The sequence below is a fragment of the Actinacidiphila sp. bgisy167 genome (assembly GCF_965342175.1).
Taxonomy (GTDB): Bacteria; Actinomycetota; Actinomycetes; order Streptomycetales; family Streptomycetaceae; genus Actinacidiphila.
Window position 1 is genome coordinate 1 of sequence record NZ_CBDRBL010000103.1, and the last position, 20,698, is coordinate 20,698.

At 70.0% G+C, this 20,698-nt stretch carries 12 protein-coding genes; 6 read left to right on the plus strand and 6 right to left on the minus strand.

Going from position 1 to position 20,698, the window contains the following annotated elements; genetic code table 11:
• From ACRWND_RS27480 to ACRWND_RS27495, 4 genes are all read right to left on the minus strand, one after another.
• Positions 1-782 (minus strand): SDR family NAD(P)-dependent oxidoreductase (locus tag ACRWND_RS27480; RefSeq protein ID WP_431954036.1); only part of this gene is annotated, 782 nt, incomplete at its 3' end.
• 9 nt (positions 783-791) lie between these two features.
• Positions 792-1,451, minus strand: coding sequence for an MOSC domain-containing protein (locus ACRWND_RS27485; protein WP_431954038.1), 660 nt, complete (start codon positions 1,449-1,451; stop codon positions 792-794).
• A gap of 59 nt (positions 1,452-1,510) precedes the next feature.
• Positions 1,511-2,566, minus strand: coding sequence for an aminotransferase class V-fold PLP-dependent enzyme (locus ACRWND_RS27490; protein ID WP_431954040.1), 1,056 nt, complete (start codon positions 2,564-2,566; stop codon positions 1,511-1,513).
• Positions 2,567-3,066: 500 nt separating this feature from the next.
• On the minus strand, positions 3,067-3,381 hold the full coding sequence (locus tag ACRWND_RS27495) for a WhiB family transcriptional regulator (protein WP_431954042.1): 315 nt from the start codon (positions 3,379-3,381) through the stop codon (positions 3,067-3,069).
• Between the two features lie 470 nt (positions 3,382-3,851).
• Here ACRWND_RS27495 and ACRWND_RS27500 point away from each other — a divergent pair, with 470 nt between their 5' ends.
• The 4 genes from ACRWND_RS27500 to ACRWND_RS27515 all read left to right on the plus strand — a co-directional run bounded on the left by ACRWND_RS27500 (position 3,852) and on the right by ACRWND_RS27515 (position 8,244).
• On the plus strand, positions 3,852-4,463 hold the full coding sequence (locus ACRWND_RS27500; protein ID WP_003948568.1) for a response regulator transcription factor: 612 nt from the start codon (positions 3,852-3,854) through the stop codon (positions 4,461-4,463).
• A gap of 261 nt (positions 4,464-4,724) precedes the next feature.
• Positions 4,725-5,339 carry a sigma-70 family RNA polymerase sigma factor gene (locus ACRWND_RS27505; RefSeq protein ID WP_431954081.1) on the plus strand — a complete coding sequence of 205 codons (615 nt, stop codon included), beginning with the start codon at positions 4,725-4,727 and terminating at the stop codon, positions 5,337-5,339.
• Between the two features lie 172 nt (positions 5,340-5,511).
• Positions 5,512-7,014 (plus strand): IMP dehydrogenase, encoded by a 1,503-nt coding sequence (gene guaB / locus ACRWND_RS27510; protein WP_431954083.1) that lies wholly within the window; start codon positions 5,512-5,514, stop codon positions 7,012-7,014.
• A 108-nt stretch (positions 7,015-7,122) separates the two neighbouring features.
• A complete protein-coding gene (locus ACRWND_RS27515; RefSeq protein ID WP_431954085.1) occupies positions 7,123-8,244 on the plus strand; it encodes a GuaB3 family IMP dehydrogenase-related protein in 1,122 nt (373 codons plus the stop codon).
• An 87-nt stretch (positions 8,245-8,331) separates the two neighbouring features.
• Here ACRWND_RS27515 and ACRWND_RS27520 read toward each other — a convergent pair whose 3' ends face one another.
• A complete protein-coding gene (locus tag ACRWND_RS27520; protein ID WP_431954087.1) occupies positions 8,332-9,567 on the minus strand; it encodes a nucleotide sugar dehydrogenase in 1,236 nt (411 codons plus the stop codon).
• Positions 9,568-9,875: 308 nt separating this feature from the next.
• Between ACRWND_RS27520 and ACRWND_RS27525 the strand changes: the two genes are divergently transcribed.
• A complete protein-coding gene (locus tag ACRWND_RS27525; RefSeq protein WP_431954089.1) occupies positions 9,876-11,582 on the plus strand; it encodes a glycerol-3-phosphate dehydrogenase/oxidase in 1,707 nt (568 codons plus the stop codon).
• Between the two features lie 99 nt (positions 11,583-11,681).
• On the plus strand, positions 11,682-13,307 hold the full coding sequence (locus tag ACRWND_RS27530; protein WP_431954091.1) for a serine/threonine-protein kinase: 1,626 nt from the start codon (positions 11,682-11,684) through the stop codon (positions 13,305-13,307).
• Positions 13,308-13,399: 92 nt separating this feature from the next.
• On the opposite strand, the gene ACRWND_RS27535 is transcribed toward ACRWND_RS27530, so the two are convergent.
• Entirely contained in the window at positions 13,400-20,179 is a 6,780-nt protein-coding gene (locus ACRWND_RS27535; RefSeq protein WP_431954093.1) for a hypothetical protein, read from the minus strand.
• Positions 20,180-20,698: the final 519 nt, after the last annotated feature.

The following is a 20,698-nucleotide window of genomic DNA, read 5'->3' on the forward strand; positions in this document are numbered from 1 at the left end:
TCGAGCGGATAGGCCGGGCCGAAGCGCTTTCCCGCCTTCGTCGAGAACCGGCCGAGCGCTCCGCCCGGCGCCAGCTTGGCCGCGACCACCGCGGCCTTGTAGCGGGGGTCCGGCACGCTCAGCAAACGTCCGCGGGCCAGGTCGCGCAGGGCCGCGGCGACCACCTTGTCGGCGTCCAGCCACGCCCACGAGGGAATGCCGCTCGTCTCCATCCCGGCCCGCTGGTGGAACTCGGTGCGGACGAAGCCCGGGCAGAGCGCCATCAGCCGCACGCCGGTCCCCGCCAGCTCCCGGGCCACCCCCTGGGTGAAGTGGACGACCCACGCCTTGCTCGCCCCGTAGGTGCCGCGCGGCACGAAGGCCGCCACCGAGGCGACGTTGATCACGAATCCGCGTCCGCGCTCCCGCATGGCCTCGGTCGCGGCGCCGGTCAGCCGGAGCACCGCCTCGCAGTGCACCTTGAGCATGGTCAGCTCATCGCTCATCGGCACGTCGCCGAAGCCGCCGCGGTTGCCGAAGCCCGCGTTGTTGACCAGCACGTCGACCGGCCGCTCGCGGTCGCGCAGCCGCGCCTCGACCGTCTCGATGCCCTTGCCCGCCGACAGGTCGGCGGGCAGCACCTCGACGCTCACCCCGTACGCGCGCCGCAGCTGCTCCGCGCGCTCCTCCAGCCGCTGCTCGTCGCGGGCGACCAGGACGAGGGCGTGGCCGTCCTCCGCCAGCCGGCGCGCGAAGGCCGAGCCGATTCCCGCGGTCGCTCCCGTGATCAGTGAAGTCGTCATGTCCGCAGGCTAGTCAGCCCCCGTGCGCCTGCGGGCCGCGGCGCGCACATCTCGCGGGAGCGCGTCCGCCGCCAGCAGCCGGGGGAGCAGCTCGGGCTCGAGGGTGACCGCCCGGAAGGTCAGCGCGACGGTGACCTCGTGGTCCGGGCGGTGGACGATCTCGACCGGGTCGCCGGCCCGCACTTGCCCGGCTTCGGCGACCCGCAGGTAGGCGCCGGGCAGCGCGGCCCGCGTGAACGTCCTGACCCAGCCCCCCTGTTCCAGCCAGCCCTGGAAGGTGGCGCAGGGGATCCGCGGGCAGGACACCTCCAGGACGGCGCCGCCGGGCCCGCCGATGCGCCAGCGCTCGCCGATCAGCGCCCCGTTGACGTCGACGCCCGAGGTGGTCAGGTTCTCCCCGAACATCCCGCCCCGCAGCGGCAGGTCGAGCCGGCGCTCCCAGGTGTCGAGGTCCTCGCGGGCGTAGGCGTACACCGCCTGGTCGGCGCCGCCGTGGTGGGCCACGTCGTACACCCGGTCGCCGGCGAGGCCGACCGCGCCGGTGCCCTTGGGGCCTGGCGCGGTCACCGCCACGGGGCCCGCGACCGGGTGCTTGTCGATGCCGGTCGTCCCGCTCGCCTTCCAGGGGTTGGGACGGGGCCGGCCCACGTTCACCGAGAGCAGTCTCATCCCGCGACCGTACGGTGCCCGTCCGGCACACGGCGAGGCGTTTTCCGGCGGCCCGACCCTCACGCCGCGAGCACCCGCAGCAGCCGGTCGACGTCCGCCTCGGTGTTGTACAGGTGGAAGGCCGCCCGCAGGTTCCCCGCGCGGGCCGACACGCGGATGCCGGCGGCGGCCAGCCGCTCCGCCGCGTCGCCGAGGCCCGGGACGGCCACGATCGCCGAGGGCCGCGCGCCGGACGGCACCGCCTTGTGGCCGAGCCGCAGCAGGCCCGCGCGGAAGCGCTCGGCCAGCGCGGTGTCATGGGCGCCGACGGCCTCGACCCCCAGCTCCTCGACCAGGCCCAGCGAGACCGCCCCGGCCAGGTACGGCAGCAGCGGCGGCAGCACGTCGAACCGCCGGGCCGACCGCGCGAGGCGCGTGACCGGTCCGTAGCAGTCGTCCCACGGGTCCTCGGCCGCGTACCAGCCGGCGAACTGCGCGGACACCCCGTCCTCGGCGCCCTCGCGCACGGTCAGGAAGGACACCCCGCGGGGGGCGAGCAGCCACTTGTAGCCGCCGCACACCACGTAGTCGAGGCCGTCCGCGCTCAGCGGCAGCCAGCCGGCCGCCTGGGTGGCGTCGACGAGCACACGCGCCCCGTGCCGGGACGCTGCCTCGCGGACCGCCGCCAGGTCGGCGACCCTGCCGTCCGCGGACTGCACGGCGCTGACGGCGACGAGGGCGGTGGCGGGGCGCACGGCGTCGGCGATGCCTTCCAGGGGCACGGTGCGCACCGTGACGTCGGCCCGCGAGGCGAAGGGGTTGACCAGGGAGCTGAAGTCGCCGTCGGCCAGCACGACTTCGGCCCCCGCGGGGAGGGCGGTGGCGATCATGCCGACGTGGGTGGAGACGGAGGAGCCGAGAGCGACGCGCTCGGCGGCGACCCCGGTGATGCGGGCATAGGCGGCGCGGGCGGCGGACAGGGCGCGTTCATGGCGCAGCCAGTCGTCGGTGCCGCCGGACCAGGAGGCCGCGGCGGTGCGCAGCGCCTCGGCGGCGCGGAGCGGGCCGATGCCCGAGGAGGCGGTGTTGAGGTAGGTGATCCCGGCGTCCAGCGCGAATTCCCCGGCGATGTCCATGACTCCTCAGCCTGCCCCCGGAACGGCCCGAAGTCCATCGGTCACCGAGGGTGACTCCGGGAGGAGACGTGTGCGCGAAGGGTCGGGCGTGGCCCGCGGCGGGGTCGGGGGAGGCGGTGCCGGGCGCCGGAAAGGGCGGGTGGGCTTCGTCGGAGTCCGCCCCTCGGGGGCATGGATCGCGTCCGTCGACGCGGCGACGCGCGACTTTCCGGTCCGGCGGACGGGGGACGGGCACGGCGCGGGCCGGGAAGCCCGGCTGCCGCCCGGCGACGGCGCCCGGCCGGTGGCCGCGGACGGAGCTGCCGCGAGCCGTGCGGGACCCGCGTCCTGCCGACGCGCGCCGCGACGTCGGGCCGGCACCGCCCGAGAGGCTCGGGCCCGGTGTCGGCAGAGGCGCTGGGGGTGGCTCGCGGCTTCGCGCGAGCCCCGACGGGTCCGGCTCCGCGGCACCTCCGTCGCTTGTGATGAAACGTTTCCTCGTCGTCTGCGATGTCGGTGAGTCAGTGACTTCCGGTGGCGTGCGAGCTCATGAGCCGGTTGCGGGACCGGCCCATCATCTCCTCGCGCTCGTCCTCGGTGAGTCCGCCCCAGACCCCGTAGGGTTCGCGGACCGTCAGAGCGTGCGTCGCGCACTCGGCGCGGACGGGGCAGCGCATGCACACCTCTTTCGCCGCCGCCTCACGCGCGCTCCGGGCGGCACCGCGCTCTCCCTCGGGGTGGAAGAAGAGGGAGCTGTCGACACCGCGGCAGGCGGCGACCAGCTGCCAGTCCCAGAGGTCGGCGTTGGGGCCCGGGAGGCGGGAGAAGTCTGCCATTGCTCATCTCCTCGAGAGGTGGGCTGCAGGGACACCGTCCAGGCGGGTAGCCCAGGGAGGTGCTCTCGACGTTACATCTACTGTCGAAGTAGATGTAAATATGATTCATCACAAAATCGCCAACGAACTCCCGCCATGCGGGTAAAAAGCCGCCAAACAGGCAAAATCTGACATTGCCCCCCGGTCGGCGGTCGGCGTGTGCTGCAAGCGGGCTCGCGCCAAGCAGCCTTTTGTGATCCGCCGAACCCCCGCCGACCTGCGACGTTGCTGTTCCGTGTCGGTCCGCGCACGGAGAGTGCGCGAGTTGCCCGCCAAACTCCGTAACTCTTTCGAGTGAGGGTCGTTGAAGGTGCGGAAGTGGTTGGCGGTCGAACTAATCGGGCAGGCGCCCGAGGCCGTCATCCTCGCCGGTGAACGATTCGTACAGCCTGGAGGCTCAACGTGACGCGGATCAGCTGCGGAGGACGGTCATGACTTCCGTTCTCGTCTGCGACGACTCCCCGCTTGCCCGAGAGGCCCTGCGCCGCGCGGTTGCGACCGTGCCCGGCGTGGAGCGTGTGACGACCGCGGCCAATGGCGAGGAAGTCCTCCGCCGCTGGGGCGCCGACCGCTCGGACCTCATCCTGATGGACGTCCGGATGCCCGGCCTCGGCGGGGTGGAGACCGTGCGGCGGCTGCTGTCCGCCGACCCCGGAGCCCGCATCATCATGCTCACGGTCGCCGAGGACCTGGACGGGGTAGCCCTCGCCGTCGCCGCCGGTGCCCGCGGATACCTGCACAAGGACGCCTCGCGCGCCGAGTTGCGGGCCACGGTCACCCAGGCGCTGGCCGACCCGACCTGGCGGCTCGCCCCGCGCCGGCTGCGCTCGGCCGAGATGGGCGCCGCCCCGACCCTGACCGCCCGCGAGATCCAGGTGCTGGAGGGCATGAGCCACGGCCGTTCCAACGCCGAGATCGGCCGCGAGCTCTTCCTCTCCGAGGACACCGTCAAGACGCACGCGCGACGCCTCTTCAAGAAGCTCGGCGCCTCGGACCGGGCCCACGCGGTGGCGCTCGGCTTCCGCTGGGGCCTGGTGCGCTGAGGCAGCGGCTTTGAGGGCTGAGGGGCCGATGAGCCGTGGGGCGGCTGTGCGGCTGCCCCGCTCGTACCGGTTTCCGCGCCGAGGGCGCATGCTTGAGGCATGGACTCTCGGGGACACGGTCGGGCGGGGCGGCGGGTGCATGACATGACTACGGCCGGTGCGGTCCCTCGCAACGCTCCACACGACGCGTCGCATAACGCTTCGGAGCACAACCTCGGGTCCGAGCGCACGGAGCGGCCCTCGGGGATGCACTATGGACGGATGCGCGACGAGGCCACCGGCAATGAGACAGCCATAGGGGCACTCGTACGTCGGGCGGTGGACGGCGACGAGCAGGCGACGCACGACCTGCTCGCCCATGTGCACCCGCTCGCCGAGCGCTACTGCCGCACCAGGCTGTCGCGGCTCCCGGGCGACGCCCGCCACTTCGTGGACGACCTCGCCCAGGAGGTCTGCCTCGCGGTGCTCTGCGCCCTGCCCCGCTACCGGGACCAGGGTCGGCCCTTCGAGGCCTTCGTCTTCGGCATCGCCGCGCACAAGGTCGCCGACCTGCAACGGGCCGCCATGCGCGGGCCGGGCTCGACGGCCGTGCCCTCCGACGAGATGCCCGAGCAGCCGGACGACTCCCTCGGTCCGGAGGAGCGGGCGCTGCTCAGCAGCGACGCGGAGTGGGCGCGGAAGCTGCTCGCCAACCTCCCGGAGCACCAGCGGGAGCTGGTGCTGCTCCGGGTCGCCGTGGGCCTCACCGCGGAGGAGACCGGTCAGGTGCTCGGCATGTCGCCGGGCGCCGTCCGGGTGGCCCAGCACCGGGCGCTGTCCCGGCTGCGCGCGCTGGCGGAGGAAGCCGCCACGGGCGCCCCGGGGTTGAGCGCCTAGTCCACCGGTACCGGCGCGGTCCCGGTGCCGTTGCGGCGTCGGCGTCGGCGTCGGCGTCGGCGTCGGCATCGGTGTCGGCGTCGTTCCGGTGCCGTTCGGGCGGCGGGACGGGTTGCCCGTGGGAGCCATTAGCATTGAACATCTCGCCGGGCAAGACCATGGGGAAGGTGTCATGACGCTGAACGCCGACGGAGTAGCCGACAAGTTCGGGTTGCTCGGACTCACCTACGACGACGTGTTGCTGCTCCCGGGTGCGTCGGACGTCGTGCCGAACCAGGTCGACACCCGCTCGAGGGTCTCCCGGAACGTCACCGTGAACATCCCGCTGCTCTCCGCGGCGATGGACAAGGTCACCGAGGCGCGGATGGCCATCGCGATGGCCCGCCAGGGCGGTGTGGGCGTGCTCCACCGCAACCTGTCCATCGAGGACCAGGTCAACCAGGTGGACCTGGTGAAGCGGTCCGAGTCCGGCATGGTGACCGACCCGATCACCGTCCACCCGGAGGCCACCCTCGCCGAGGCGGACGCCCTGTGCGGCAAGTTCCGCATCAGCGGCGTCCCGGTCACCGACCCCTCCGGCAAGCTGCTGGGTATCGTGACCAACCGCGACATGGCGTTCGAGAGCGACCGCTCCCGGCAGGTCCGCGAGGTCATGACGCCGATGCCGCTGGTCACGGGGAAGGTCGGCATCTCGGGCGTCGAGGCGATGGAGCTGCTGCGCAAGCACAAGATCGAGAAGCTGCCGCTCGTCGACGACGAGGGCCGCCTCAAGGGCCTGATCACGGTCAAGGACTTCGTGAAGGCCGAGAAGTACCCCAACGCCGCCAAGGACGCCGAGGGCCGGCTGCTCGTCGGCGCCGCCGTGGGCGTCGGCGACGAGGCCTTCCTGCGCGCCCAGCGACTGGTCGAGGCCGGCGCCGACTTCCTGGTCATCGACAGCGCCCACGGGCACAGCCGCGGCATCCTCGACATGGTCGCGAAGGTCAAGGCCAACATCAAGATCGACGTGGTGGCCGGCAACGTCGCCACCCGCGACGGCGCCCAGGCGCTGATCGACGCGGGCGCCGACGGCATCAAGGTCGGCGTCGGCCCCGGCTCCATCTGCACCACCCGCGTCGTCGCCGGCGTCGGCGCCCCGCAGGTGACGGCGATCTACGAGGCATCCCTCGCGGCCGGCCCGGCCGGCGTCCCGCTGATCGGCGACGGCGGCCTGCAGTACTCCGGCGACATCGCCAAGGCCATCGCGGCCGGCGCGGACACCGTGATGCTGGGCAGCCTCCTCGCGGGCTGCGAGGAGTCGCCCGGGGAGCTGCTCTTCATCAACGGCAAGCAGTTCAAGTCGTACCGCGGCATGGGCTCGCTCGGGGCGATGCAGTCGCGCGGGCAGGCCCAGTCCTACTCCAAGGACCGCTACTTCCAGGACAACGTGCTCTCCGAGGACAAGCTCGTCCCCGAGGGCATCGAGGGCCAGGTGCCCTACCGCGGCCCGCTCTCCGCGGTGGCCCACCAGCTCATCGGCGGCCTGCGCTCCTCCATGGGCTACGTCGGCTCCGCCACGATCCCCGAGCTCAAGGAGAAGGGCCGCTTCGTGCGGATCACCGCGGCCGGCCTCAAGGAGAGCCACCCGCACGACATCCAGATGACCACCGAGGCGCCGAACTACCACACGCGCTGACGGTACGAGCGGACGATCCGGAGCCCGCGGCCCGCACGGCCGCGGGCTTCCGGCTGCCCTGCCTGGGATACTGGACAGGGCAGGCCACGAAGGAAAGGCATAGCGACAGTGACTGAGATCGAGATCGGGCGGGGCAAGCGCGGCCGCAGGGCATACGCATTCGACGACATCGCCGTCGTCCCGAGCCGCCGTACGCGGGACCCCAAGGAGGTCTCGATCGCGTGGCAGATCGACGCCTACCGCTTCGACCTGCCCTTCCTCGCGGCACCGATGGACTCGGTGGTCTCCCCGGAGACCGCGATCCGCATCGGCAACCTCGGCGGCCTGGGCGTGCTCAACCTCGAGGGCTTGTGGACCCGCTACGAGGACCCCGAGCCGCTGCTCGCCGAGATCGCCGAGCTGGACGACGCCTCCGTCACCCGGCGCCTGCAGGAGATCTACGCGGAGCCGATCAAGGAGGAGCTGATCGGGCAGCGCATCAAGGAGGTGCGCGACGCCGGTGTGGTCACGGCCGCCGCGCTCTCCCCGCAGCGCACCGCGCAGTTCTCCAAGGCCGTGGTCGACGCGGGCGTGGACATCTTCGTCATCCGCGGCACGACCGTCTCCGCCGAGCACGTGTCGGGCTCCCACGAGCCGCTCAACCTCAAGCAGTTCATCTACGAACTCGACGTCCCCGTCATCGTGGGCGGCTGCGCCACCTACACCGCCGCGCTGCACCTGATGCGCACCGGCGCCGCGGGTGTCCTCGTCGGCTTCGGCGGCGGCGCCGCCCACACCACCCGCAACGTCCTCGGCATCCAGGTGCCGATGGCGACCGCGGTCGCCGACGTGGCCGCCGCCCGCCGCGACTACATGGACGAGTCCGGCGGCCGCTACGTGCACGTCATCGCGGACGGCGGCTTCGGCTCCAGCGGCGACCTGCCCAAGGCGATCGCCTGCGGCGCTGACTCGGTGATGATGGGTTCCCCGCTGGCCCGCGCCACCGACGCGCCCGGCCGCGGCTACCACTGGGGCATGGAGGCCACCCACGAGGAGCTTCCGCGGGGCAAGCGTATGAACCTGGGCACCGCCGGCACGACCGAGCAGATCCTGCTCGGCCCCTCCCACGCGCCCGACGGCTCCATGAACTTCTTCGGCGCGCTGCGCCGCGCGATGGCCACCACCGGCTACTCCGAGCTGAAGGAGTTCCAGCGGGTCGAGGTGACGGTCTCGCCGGCGCAGCACCGCTGACCGGGCGGCGCCCCCGCAGTCGCCGTACGTCGTCGCGCCGCTCGCGCTCGTCGAGGTGATCGTCGTGCCGGGGCGGACCATCGGAGCTCACAGCCGGGCCGCCGCCCCGGCCGGGGTGGCCCCGCGGGTGTCCAGCAGCAGCTGGGCCTTCACGGCCAGGCCCTGAAGGTCATAGGTGCGGTGGTGCTGCAGCAGGACCGTCAGATCGGCGTCCGCCGCGGCCTCCCACAGCGAGTCGGCGCGCGGGACCGGGCGGTCCAGCACCCGCCACCGCGGCACATACGGGTCGTGGTAGCTGAGCTGCGCCCCCAGTTCGAGCAGGCGGGCGGCGATCTCCATGGCCGGTGAGCGCTCCTGGTCCGGCAGGTCCGGCTGGTACGTCACGCCCAGCAGCAGCACGCGCGCCCCGCGCAGCGACTTGCCGTGCTCGTTCAGCAGCGCCGCGGCCCGCTGCACCACGTAGCGCGGCATACGGGCGTTGACCACCTGTGCGTGCTCCACCAGACGCAGCGGATGCCCGGGTACCCGCTCCTGGTACGGCTGGCGCCCCGGGTCGAGCGGCATGGTGTGGCCGCCCACCCCGGGGCCGGGGCGGAAGGCCTGGAAGCCATGGGGATGGGTCTCGGCGCAGCGGATGACGTCCCAGACGTCCACGCCGATGTCGTGGCAGAACACGGCCATCTCGTTGGCCAGCGCGATGCTGACGTGGCGGTAGTTGGTCTCCAGCAGGTGCACGCTCTCCGCCTCGCGCACCCCCCGCGCCCGGACGATGCGCTCGGTGAACCGGCCGTAGAAGACGGCCGCGGCCTCCGTGCAGGCGGGGGTGAGCCCGCCGATCACCTTGGGCGTGCCGGGGCGCCGCGCCGGGGCGTAGGCCAGGTGGAAGCCGTGGCCGGCCCGCAGGCCGGACCCCTCCTCCAGCAGCGGACGCAGGAAGTCCTCCGTCGTGCCCGGGTACACCGGCGACTCCAGGACCACCGTGCTGTGCGGGCGCAGCTGCCCGGCCAGCGCGTGGGCGGCCGCCTCCAGCGCCGTCAGATCCGGCCGCCCGTCCGCCCCGAGCGGGGTGGGCGCGCACAGTACGGCCGCCCGGACCCGGCCCAGGGCGGCCGCGTCCGCGGTCGCCCGGAAACCGCCCGCGAGCATCCGCCGCACGTCCGCGGCGGCCAGCGCCCCGCAGGGCACCCGGCTGCCGGCGTTGATCGCGTCCACCACGTGCTCGTCCGGTTCGTACCCGATCACCCCGAGGCCGGCGGCGCTGGCCGCCTGCGCGAGGGGCAGGCCGGCGTGGCCGAGTCCGATGACTGCGAGGTCTACGGGCATGGGGGTCCTCTCCAGCGACGGGGGCGTCCTCAAGGGGACGGGGGGCGCCCTGCTACCCGAATGGCGCGAAATCAGGCTAACCAGACAGATAGCTGATATGACTGCACGCCACGCGGTCCAGGTTCCCCATCACGCCCGATCGCCCCTGCCGCTGTCGACAGCATCAGCGTCGACCCGGAGACCGAACACGGCGAAGGACAGGCGGGCACCCCGCGGAGCCCGACGTGCCGGCCGCGACGACACGGGTAACGATCGTGGGGACGGGGAATGCGCTCAGGCGCGACCCCGCGTCACGACGGGAGGCCAGGATGCTGACGGCGACACTGGGACCGGCGGAGCGTGCCTCCGCGCTCGCCCGGATGGCGGAACAGGAACTCGACGTACTCGTGGTGGGCGCGGGCGTCGTCGGCGCCGGGACGGCGCTGGACGCCGCGACGCGCGGGCTGGCCACCGGCATCGTGGAGGCCCGCGACTGGGCGTCGGGGACGTCGAGCCGGTCGAGCAAGCTGATCCACGGCGGGCTGCGCTACCTGGAGATGCTGGACTTCGCCCTGGTCCGGGAGGCCCTCAAGGAGCGCGGTCTGCTGCTTCAGCGCCTGGCGCCGCACCTGGTGAAGCCCGTGCCGTTCCTCTACCCGCTGCAGCACCGTGTCTGGGAGCGCCTTTACGCGGGGGCGGGTGTGACGCTGTACGACACGATGGCGCTGTCCTCCGGGAACGGCCGGGGCCTGCCGCACCACCGTCACCTCAGCCGCCGGAGCGCGCTGCGTGTGGCGCCGTGCCTGCGCAAGGACGCCCTGGTCGGGGCGCTGCAGTACTACGACGCGCAGATGGACGACGCCCGGTACACGATGACGCTGGTCAGGACGGCCTCCGCCTACGGTGCGATGGCCGCGAACCGGGCCCGGGTGATCGGCTTCCTGCGCGAGGGCGAGCGCGTGGTGGGCGCCCGGGTCGAGGACGTGGAGGGCGGAGGCGTCTACGAGGTGCGCGCCCGGCAGGTCGTGAACGCCACCGGGGTGTGGACGGACGACACGCAGGCCCTGATCGGGGAGCGCGGCCAGTTCCACGTGCGAGCGTCCAAGGGCATACACCTGGTCGTGCCGAAGGACCGGATCCATTCGTCGACGGGTTTGATCCTGCGGACCGAGAAGAGCGTGCTCTTCGTGATCCCTTGGGGCCGCCACTGGGTCGTCGGGACGACGGACACCGACTGGAGCCTGGACAAGTCCCACCCGGCGGCCTCCAGCGCCGACATCGACTATCTGCTGGAGCACGTCAACTCGGTGCTCGCCGTGCCGCTGACCCGCGACGACGTGGAGGGCGTGTACGCGGGACTGCGCCCGCTGCTGGCGGGGGAGTCGGAGGCCACCAGCCAGCTGTCGCGCGAGCACACCGTGGCGCACCCGGTGCCGGGCCTGGTGGTCGTGGCGGGCGGCAAGTACACGACGTACCGGGTGATGGCCAAGGACGCGGTGGACGCGGCCGTGCACGGCCTGGCGCACCGGGTCGCCGAGTGCGTCACCGAGGACATCCCGCTGGCCGGCGCGGAGGGCTACCACGCGCTGTGGAACGCGCGGGCCAGGATCGCGGCGCGCACCGGTCTGCACGTGGCGCGGATCGAGCACCTGCTCAACCGCTACGGCTCGCTCTGCGAGGAACTGCTGCGGCTGATCGAGAACGACCCGTCGCTGGGCCGCCCGCTGGGCGGGGCCGACGACTACCTGCGCGCCGAGGTCGTCTACGCCGCCTCGCACGAGGGGGCGCGGCACCTGGACGACGTGCTCACCCGGCGGACCCGGATCTCCATCGAGACCTTCGACCGCGGCACGCTAGGCGCCCGGGAGGCCGCCGAGCTGATGGCGCCAGTCCTCGGCTGGGACAAGGCGCAGGTGGAGAAGGAGGTCGAGCACTACGAGAAGCGGGTCGAGGCCGAGCGGGAGTCCCAGCGCCAGCCCGACGACCAGACCGCGGACGCGGCCCGCCTGGGAGCCCCGGACATCGTCCCGCTGTAATGGGAGCAGCACGCCGGGTGAAGCCGGGGCCATGGCCTTGCGGGGTCCGCCCGCTCCGCCGGATATCGTTCCTTCTGGTACGGCAGGAAGGGGCGCGCGATGTCCGACCTCGGACGCCTGGTCGCCGGGAGGTACCGGCTGATCGAGCAGGTGGGCCGCGGCGGCATGGGCACCGTCTGGCGGGCCGAGGACGAGCTGCTGGGGCGTGCGGTGGCCGTCAAGCGGCTGCACGCCCCGCAGCAGCACCTGCAGGACGACGAGCTGGAGACGCTGTTCGAGCGGACCCGGCGGGAGGCGCGCAGCGCGGCGCGTATCAGCCACCCCCATGTGATCGTCGTCCACGACGTGGTCGACGACGAGGGCGCCCCTGCCATCGTCATGGAGTACGTGCCGTCCGTCACCCTGGGCGAGCTGCTGAAGGAGCGGGGCCCGGTGGCGCCGGGGGAGGCCGCCCGGATCGGGCGGGCCATGGTCGCCGCGCTGCGCGCCGCGCACACGGCGGGGGTGCTGCACCGGGACGTGAAGCCGGGCAACGTGCTGCTGTCGGAGTCGGGCCGGGTGGTGCTGACGGACTTCGGGATCGCGCAGGCCTCGGGGACGTCCACGCTGACGCGGACCGGAGAGCTGATCGGTTCGGTCGACTTCCTCGCGCCGGAACGGCTGACCGGGGGCGCGCCGGGGCCGGAGGCGGACCTGTGGGCCCTCGGGGCGACGCTGTTCCAGGCGGTGGAGGGGCGTGCGCCGTTCCGCCGGGACACGCCCATCGAGACGGCGTACGCGATCGCGACGGGCGAGGTGCCGGTGGCACGGAACGCGGGACCGCTGGGGCCGGTGATCGCCGGGCTGCTGGTGCGCGAGCCGGGGGACCGTCTTTCGGCGGCGGAGGCGGAACGGATGCTGCGGGCGAGCGCCGCCGAGACCGAGACCGCGCGCGTCCCCCGCGAGAGCCTCCTGCTGCCGCCCACCGAGCCGACCGCCGTCGTGCGGCCCGCGGCCCCTGATCCGCGGCCCGCGCCGCCGCGGGCCCCGTCGGCCCCCGATGCCCCGGTGGCCCCGCGGGCCCCAGCCCCGCAGGCCACGCAGCGCCGGCGTCGCATGGGCGCGTGGGCGCTGGTCGCCGCGGTGATGGCCGCCGTCCTCGCCGGCGGCGGCTTCTACGCCGCACAGCACTTCGGCGCCCCCGCCGGCACCCGGGGTGCGGGGACGGCACCTCCGGGCCACCCGGCAGCGTCCGCGCCGCCGTCCTCCCCAGCCGCCGCCCCCTCCACTCCCGGCCCGTCGCCCGTGCCGGCCGGATACCACCTCGCCGAAGAGCCGGGCAAGGGCTTCTCGGTCCCGGTGCCCGACGGGTGGACCCGTCAGGAGAAGGGCGACGAGGTCATCTACGTCGACCCGAGCGGACTGGCCGGCCTGCGGATCAGCACGCTGGACTACGCGGCGAGCGACCCGCTGGAACATTTCGAGGAGGAGGAGCGGCAGACCATCCCCAAGGTGGCGGGCTACGAGCGGCTGCGGATGCAGAGCACCCGGTGGCGTGACCGCCCGGCCGCCGTCTGGGAGTTCGCCTTCCGGGGCCGGGCCCGCGACTTCCGGGCCATCGACCTCGGCTTCGGGGAGCCCGGCGGGCGGGAGTTCGCCGTCTACCTCTCCGCGCCGACCGCCCAATGGGGCGATTTCAGGACGGCCTTCGACAACGCGGTGGCCGGGCTCGTCGTCCACGAGTAGCACCAAGGCCGAGCCCGAGACCCCGCCCCCCGACCGCCGGCGGCCGCAGCGCGGGTCGTCGGTTTCCGGTCGGGAGTGCGGTGGATCCGGGTTCACTGCGGGCAGATCTCTATGAGCTCATCACCTTGTTCCCCGATGGAGACCTTGACCCTGTGGTCGAGTTTGTTGGCGACCTGTTGGGCGATCATCATCCACACGACGAGCCCTTCTGCGGGAGCGGTCAGCAGGATGTCCGTGTTCTCCATACCCCAGCCGGGTGTGTGAGCGATCGTCTGCGCGATCACTCTTTTGGCCTGCTCGGTCGCGGTGGCCACAGCCGCTTCCAGGGCCGGGCCGTCCGCCGTGGTCCGGAGGTGTTCGGCATGGACCGCTTCCAAGCCGGTGATCTCCTCTGCGGTGAACCGGGCCGGATGACGGATCACGTCCAGCGGTAGCCCCACCCCCGGCCTGCCCGTCGCCACCGGCACCGTCTCCTCGGCGAAGGACACGACCGGTTTCCACTCATATCGCTGGGGTTCCGTTCGTCTGTACGTGTCCCCGGTCTGCGCCTGATCTCGGTGCTCGACCTGTTCGCCCCTGCCCTGGGCCGGGTCGGATTCGCGGACGAGATCCTCGGTGGCCGCGTCGGACCGGTGGAGCGAGGAACTCGCGTGGAGATTCGCGTCGGGGAGTCGCGGGGCTTCTTCGCGGGACAGGGGCATGCCGTCACGGACCGGGGTGGGCGGGGCCTGCCCCATTACGGGCGCCTCGTCGAGGTCGTCCTCGAACGGGCCGAACTCCGCCGAATCCGACGAATGTGTGGATGCGACGTCGTCCTCCGGTTTCCAGGAGGACACCCCTCTCGAAGTCCAGTAATCGATCAACCGCTCGTTGGCCGCAACTGCGACAGGGGCGAGGTCCCAGTCGCCCTGATTCATTCCCCATCGCGCCCGACCGAACTTGGCCAGGCCCTTCGTGTAGGCCTGCGGAACGAATCTACGGGAAAACTCACTCAGTTGATTGTGCCGCAAGGCGGCTTCATGGGTGAGCAGCCTTTCACCGATCACCGCCCGAGCAGCTGTTGCACCCGAAAGAATATTATTCTGCGCCTGGTCCGCGAGCTGCTGGAACTCCTGGCTCTTGTCTTTGGAAAATCCTCTGAGCATAATAGAAATGCGAGTGGCGGCGTAGTCGAACGCGCCGTCCGAGAGATTGTCCTCGAGCGCGTTCAGCCTGTGTTGCAGGGTGCGCTTTTTCATGGTCCGCATCCCGGTATCTATGAAGTTGTCGATTGCGACTATCTCCCTTCGGTCTGCGTCGTAGAGGAAGTTCCCCCAGTTGAAGTATCCGTTATCGCGGTAGAATCTGTCGGGGTATTCAATGAAAGAGTCGACGGCGATCAGGGCGCCGAGTTGTCGCACACTCCTCTCGTCCTCGAGGAATGCCTTGATTTCATGGGGCGACATCTCCTTCACGGATTTACCTGTGACAAATTCGGTGACCGAAAAATGTTCCGCCCTGGCTGATATGAGGCTATCGGAATCAGAGCGTGCCATCAAGGCCCGCAGCACTCCGGCCTCCTCGGAACCTCGCGAGTAGAACCGAGAGTCAGGAGTTCTAATGCCGCCGACCAGTCGAATGAATTCGTCGGCATATTTCACCGCAGGGCCGGACTCCTGCGCCTTCACCACGACCTTTCTTCCTTGGCTGTCGGAGACGAAGAATACGCCGACCGTACCTACCGAGGACCTTTGAACGGTCAAATCGTCGAGGTTCCAGGAGGCAGGATTCCCTCTGGGGAAACCGATCATCTCGGGCGAGAAGAATGCGTCCTGCCGGCGAGCATGTTCCGTCTGCGGGGACTGGTTCCGCGTCGTGTCCAGCGCCTCGTTCGGGGTCGTCTGCGCCCGTAGGCTTTCGTAGGCCGTTCGCTGTTCGTCGCTCATTGCGCCGGTGAAGGTGCTCAGCTGCTGGAGCAGGACTGTCCGACCCTTCACCGACAGGGTGCCGTCCTGAAGTGCCGACAGCAGACCGTTTACGGATGAGTCGTCGGTCACTGCCGGGCGGAGAATCGGGCCCCGATTCAATTCCGCGCGTGCCAGGGCCGAGGGCTCGTCCTTTCTCAACCCGCCCGGGCGGCGTTGCCCTGCGGCAGGGGGAATCGGCTCGGGTCTGACACTCGGAGGGGCGGTGGCGGCGGATCTGGGTTCCTCGAGGAAGGATCGCTGAACCATGCCTGTCGCAGGAACCGTTGCGGGCCGTACCCCGCTGGGCGGGGCCTGGTGTGCGCCGTCCGGTACCTTGCTGGCAATACCGTCGGCGACGTGGTTGGCCAGTTGCGTCAGGGGAAGGTGACGCTGGAATTCGGGAAGCCGCTGCCAGGCCCTGACGATGCCATCGACAGTGACAGCGCGGGAGGCACCCTGCCGTCGCAGGGCCGATTCCACCTGGCTCGTGAGATCCCTCTGGAACGTACCGGGCCCGGTGATCTCCTGGTACCGGACCGCGTCCCGGGTTTCCGGGGTCAGGCCGACACTGTCCCAGTACTGCTCGGCCAACTCCTGGGCGCGCTCCTCCATCGCGGCCTGCGCCTGAGGGCTGGCAACGACTTCACGCCCTGTATCCGCAGACTTGGCCACCCTGTCGACGGACATGCCCGCCTGCGCAACCGCCTCCACATCCCGCCAGTACGCATCGAGTTCCCCAGGGCTCTCGATGCCCAGTGGTGCCGGCCGGATGCTCTGGTACACGTCACGAGCAAGCGACTTCCACCCCGTCGGTTGGCTGCTCAGGGTGGAAGAGTCACCTCCAGCGGTCCGCAGCGGGCCGCTTCCCTCGGACTCCGGTACACGCGAGGGGGCGACGACCGGCTCTGCCGGTTCCTGGTCGAACTCGGCTTGGTTCGCCACTCCGGCTGCACCGCCGAGCGTCCGGGTATGCCAGACATCCTCCCCCTGTCGCCGGCCGGTGCCGGGCACCTGGGGAAAAGGCCGCCGTTTGGTGGCCTGCGGGTGAGCCGGGCTCTTCTCTTTCCGCCTTTCCTCTTCCTCCCTCAGCCTCATCTCTTCCTCATGCTGAGGGAGTTGGGCATTCCAGGCCTTAGCAATTCGGTCTTCTTTGTGCCCGTAAACGCGGGCATTCCTTCTATCCGCCTTCACCGCATCGGGCCGGGCGGGCGCAGCAACATCGAGTGCCCGCACGCTCTCGTCCCTGTGCACGGGCGCTTCCTGGTTCCGCCTCGGTCCTTCGAAGTTCGCCGGGGGGACCTGCCGCGCCGTCGGCTGCGGCAGCGGACGGGGTCGGCTCGGGGCGTCTGTCGTGATGCGGGAATCCTTTGATCGGGCAGGACCAGGTGACTGTACGGCCGTGCTCTCCGGCAGCGGCGGAGGAACCTCGCGTTGACGGACTGCGCCGGCGCCTGTGTGCTCCGGCCCCTTCACCGAACCGCTTCCTGTTGCGACCTGCCGCGTCGGATCGGGCAGTGACCGGAAAGGGCGCGTCGGAACATGCACAGACGTTGCTGGCGCGCTGGGGGCCATATACGACCGCCCGGCCTTCAGCGCCTCGCGCGCGTGCTCCATGTTCCAGCCCTCCCAGGTGGGCCGGGCAGGCGTCCAGTGCTGTTCGCCGTCGTGACGGACCAGATGGAGTTCCCTTGTGCCCTCCCCGATCCGCACGATGTACGGGTCCCTGTTGGTGCCGACGGTCAGCACGATCAGTGAAACGTTATAAAGGCGTGCGAAGAGGTTGGGCACGAGGTCGCCGCCGGCATTGCTGTAGCTGCTCATTTCGCGGAGCTGAGTCGAAAGCGCAGAGAGCACCTCGAAGCGGCCGTCTTCCCCTCTGGAAAGCAAATCCTCCACGACCTGATCCGAATCCCGGTCAGGGTGTTCCGAGGCGTACATGTAGGCCAGGGCATATTCGTTCTGATCCCAGTACTCACCATCCGACTCCAGATAGTCGGCCAACTGGTTACGCAGTCCCTGAACTGCTTGATCCAGTTCTCGCTGCCCGCCTTGAACCGGAGCCAGGATCGAGAGCACCGAATAGAAGAAGCAGTTCCCGTCAGGGCGAACATCCCACGAGGCCAGACCCGCTCGTTGCGCCAGACTGTGCATAGCTCTTATACCCGATGCCAGGGGTCCTTCAGGATTCAATCCGGCAAGTGGATCGAGAGCAACGGGAGTCACTGCGTTTTCGCTGTCGCGCTGGTCGGGGATCCGGGCGGCGGCGTGACCCTGCGATGTTCTCCCTGGCGGGCTGTTGACGGGCCGTCGGTGGTCCTGGACAGATCCTTGGGGCGATGCGGCAGAAATCAGCCGCGACCCGCCCGCCTCATTCAAAGCACCCGGCACGCCCGCGGTCCCGGAAGGCGGAAGCATTGTCACGGCTTCGGACTGATCACCGGCCCACCAGCCTTCATGATCGCCGACGGGAGGCCGGTGCCGCCCTTCAGTAAAGAGGGCCTCAGCTGCGGGAGGCAGTGCGATGCGCTGTAGTTCGGTCTGCCTCCTGTTGCGTGTGAGTGTTGTGCGTGTGATTCCGGTGACCCGCGACCTCAGGTCCTCCCTGGAGGAAATGTAGCCAAGGGCCGCCTGCCAGACCAGATCCGGATCAGGGTGCCGGGTGACCGCTCGGTTCACGCGAACGAGGTCCAGGTCACCCGGCCTGTTGGCCAGCAGGCCACGGAGCAGGGTGTGAACGACGCGTGCAGTGAATTCGACGGTCTCAGGGCGCGTGTACGAACGTTTCGGTACGGCGGTCGCAGGAACGACCCAGCTGCCGGTGTATCCGACTTCCAGCCCCTCGATAGCGGGCATATCCTGCATGTATCTCAAACCCAGAAGGTCCGTCAGCTCCCTGTAGGAATCAGGCCCTGAACGGCGCATCACCGAATTTCGCACAACCATGCCACGGGGCTCGGCGAACCACTCTTTGGGGCGCTCTCGAAATTCCGGCGGGTAAAGATTCTTCTGTGATTTCGAATAATGTCCCTTGAGGAAATTTCTTTGCAGGTCGAAGAGCGGATGCCCCTTGTGGGCCGCAAAGGCGGCGTTGCCGACTCCGGCCTCGCCGTGTCCGATGGCGTACCCGGCAGTGCTATGAGTGACCTGCCAGAGCCCGGCCAGCGACGATATGACATTGTCTCCGTCGCTGTACATCCCCCCCATCGACATGACTTCCAGGCGTAGGATGTCGCTTGCCGCAGCCCATCCCGGACCGCTCTGTTTTGCCATTTCCGTCATGAACTCATAATGCAGCTGCATCGGCCGCGCCTCGTTGAACACCTCGTGCACATTGACAAGCGCGATGTTGTGGGACAAGGCCCATTCAGTCATCTTGTGCAGGCGGGCCTCCCACTCGTTCTGCGGGCCCGACGCCCTCACCCGGTCCAGGTCCGCTCGTGATATGTCGGTCCACAGGACGAAAAGGGCCTCGTCGCCGAGTCGGCGGGCCGCGTCCCCGTAGTTGTCCCAGAAACTGGCCGTATAACCGTCCCGTACCAGAGGGTCACCGAACCAGATAGCCTGGACGAGAGCCGGAGTTTCCACGTCGCGGGAAGCCAGTCGAGGAACGTTGGGTGCATCACTCCAGACCAGATCTTCACGGTGATAGGAATAAATTTTTTCGTTGAAGCTCGGCCACTTCCGCGGGTTCATTATCGCGGGATCGGCCTTGAGCCCCGTCATGTCCATGCTCTCGAGGAGAAAAACCCACTGACCAGCGGTGATGCGGGAGTAATCGTAGGCGATGTCGGTTTCCGGATTGATCAGCATATCCGGCACGGGAGCAGGGTGAAGAATGCCGAAATGGTCGACTCCGAGTGATCCCGGAACGGAGAGCTGGGTTTCGGCAGAGTTCTCCATGTTCCGCAGGTCCTGTATGAGCTGCACCGCCCGAGTTGGCAAGGGCGGCCTCGCACTTGGCTTGGGGGCTCCTCCAATCAGGCCTTCGGTGGGGCGGGTGTTGAACGCCTTGCTGAGTTGTTCGGAGATCTTGTAGGCGGGGTGGTTTTCATCGGTGGGCGTTCCGGGGTTGTTCCGGACGGCTTCGGCGACGACGTTGGCCATGTCGTCGTGCAGGCGCATGTACTGTGCTTCGGTGGAGCCGGGGTCCAGATTGTCCCGGATGGTGGGCCGCGGTTGGTGGTGGATGTCCATGACGGCGGCCACGCTCGGCCAGAGTCGCTCCGCTTCCCCATCGTTCATGTTCTCGAGGCGGTCGCGCGCTTCATCGAAGGGTTGCTGCCAGTTGGCGCGCGTCTCGGGGTCTATCTCCGGGTACCGAACGGCGGTGGGCCGTCCGGCTGCGCCGCTTTCGCGCTGTTTTCCTGGGGCTTCCGACTGGGGCTGGTTCCCATCCGCGGAAATGACGGGGTGGACGCGGTCGTCCTCCAAGGTGGCATTGTTCGGATACGGCCCGGCTTCGGCTGGTACGTGCGTGTCCCCGGTCCGCCCGCGATCTCCGTGCTCGACCCGTTCGCCGGTCTCCTGGGCCGGATCGGATACGGTGCCGGGTGTGGTGGTGCCCGGGTGAGTGAGCAGATCCTGGGCGCTTACGTGGTCTGGGGCGTTGTCGACCTGGTTCGCTTGATCTGTCAGGGCGCCTGAACGCACTGCGGCAGCGGACATGGGTCCGTCGAGGAAGGGCCGCGGAGCCGTACCGGTCGCAGGAATCGTGGTGGGCCCGGTCGGAACCGTGTGCGTCAGGCTTTCGGCTGGTTCGTGCCGAGAGTGGCTGGTGTGGGCCGGAACGACGGTGTCGTGTCCGGTCGTCGCGGTGAGGGCTTCCCTGAGTACGCCCGAGTACGCCTCGGCCAGCAGCTGTCTGGCCCTTTCCACCGCCGCCTGGAACGCCGCAGGAGTCGACTTCTCGCCCAGCAGCCGCTTCATGTCCTCCGCGACGGGGAAACACTGTTGGTCGCCACTCGCGCCAACCGTTGACGAACTCACCGCTTCCACTCCATTCTTTGAACCTCAAATTCAGGCCACGCTGACGAATTGATGTCACCCGACAGAAAGATTGCCCCTCACCTGCGTGGTCTGGATTGCCCAGATCAGAGTCTTCGCAGGAAAGGGGCATCAACCGACCAGGATACCGAAGGGCGACGCTGGCCCCAGGGCCCAGGGCTTAGGGCTTGGGCGAGTTCCGGAGTCGGGTGGTTGGGTGAGCCGTGACCGTTTGGGGTGCACAGCAGGGCAGGCACGGGCTTCGTGATCATTGGTGGTGTCGAAGCTCAACGATCACGAGATGGCCCGTGCCTGCCGCTATGTCTTCTCCCATCCCCGCCGTGCTGGTGAAGCTGAGTCCCCCGGGCCTCGGACGAGTTGCCGACCTGCAACCTTTCCTGGACCTGGTGCCCGACCCGCGTGCACGGCGGAGCCGCTGGTACTCGCTGGTCGCCGTCCTCC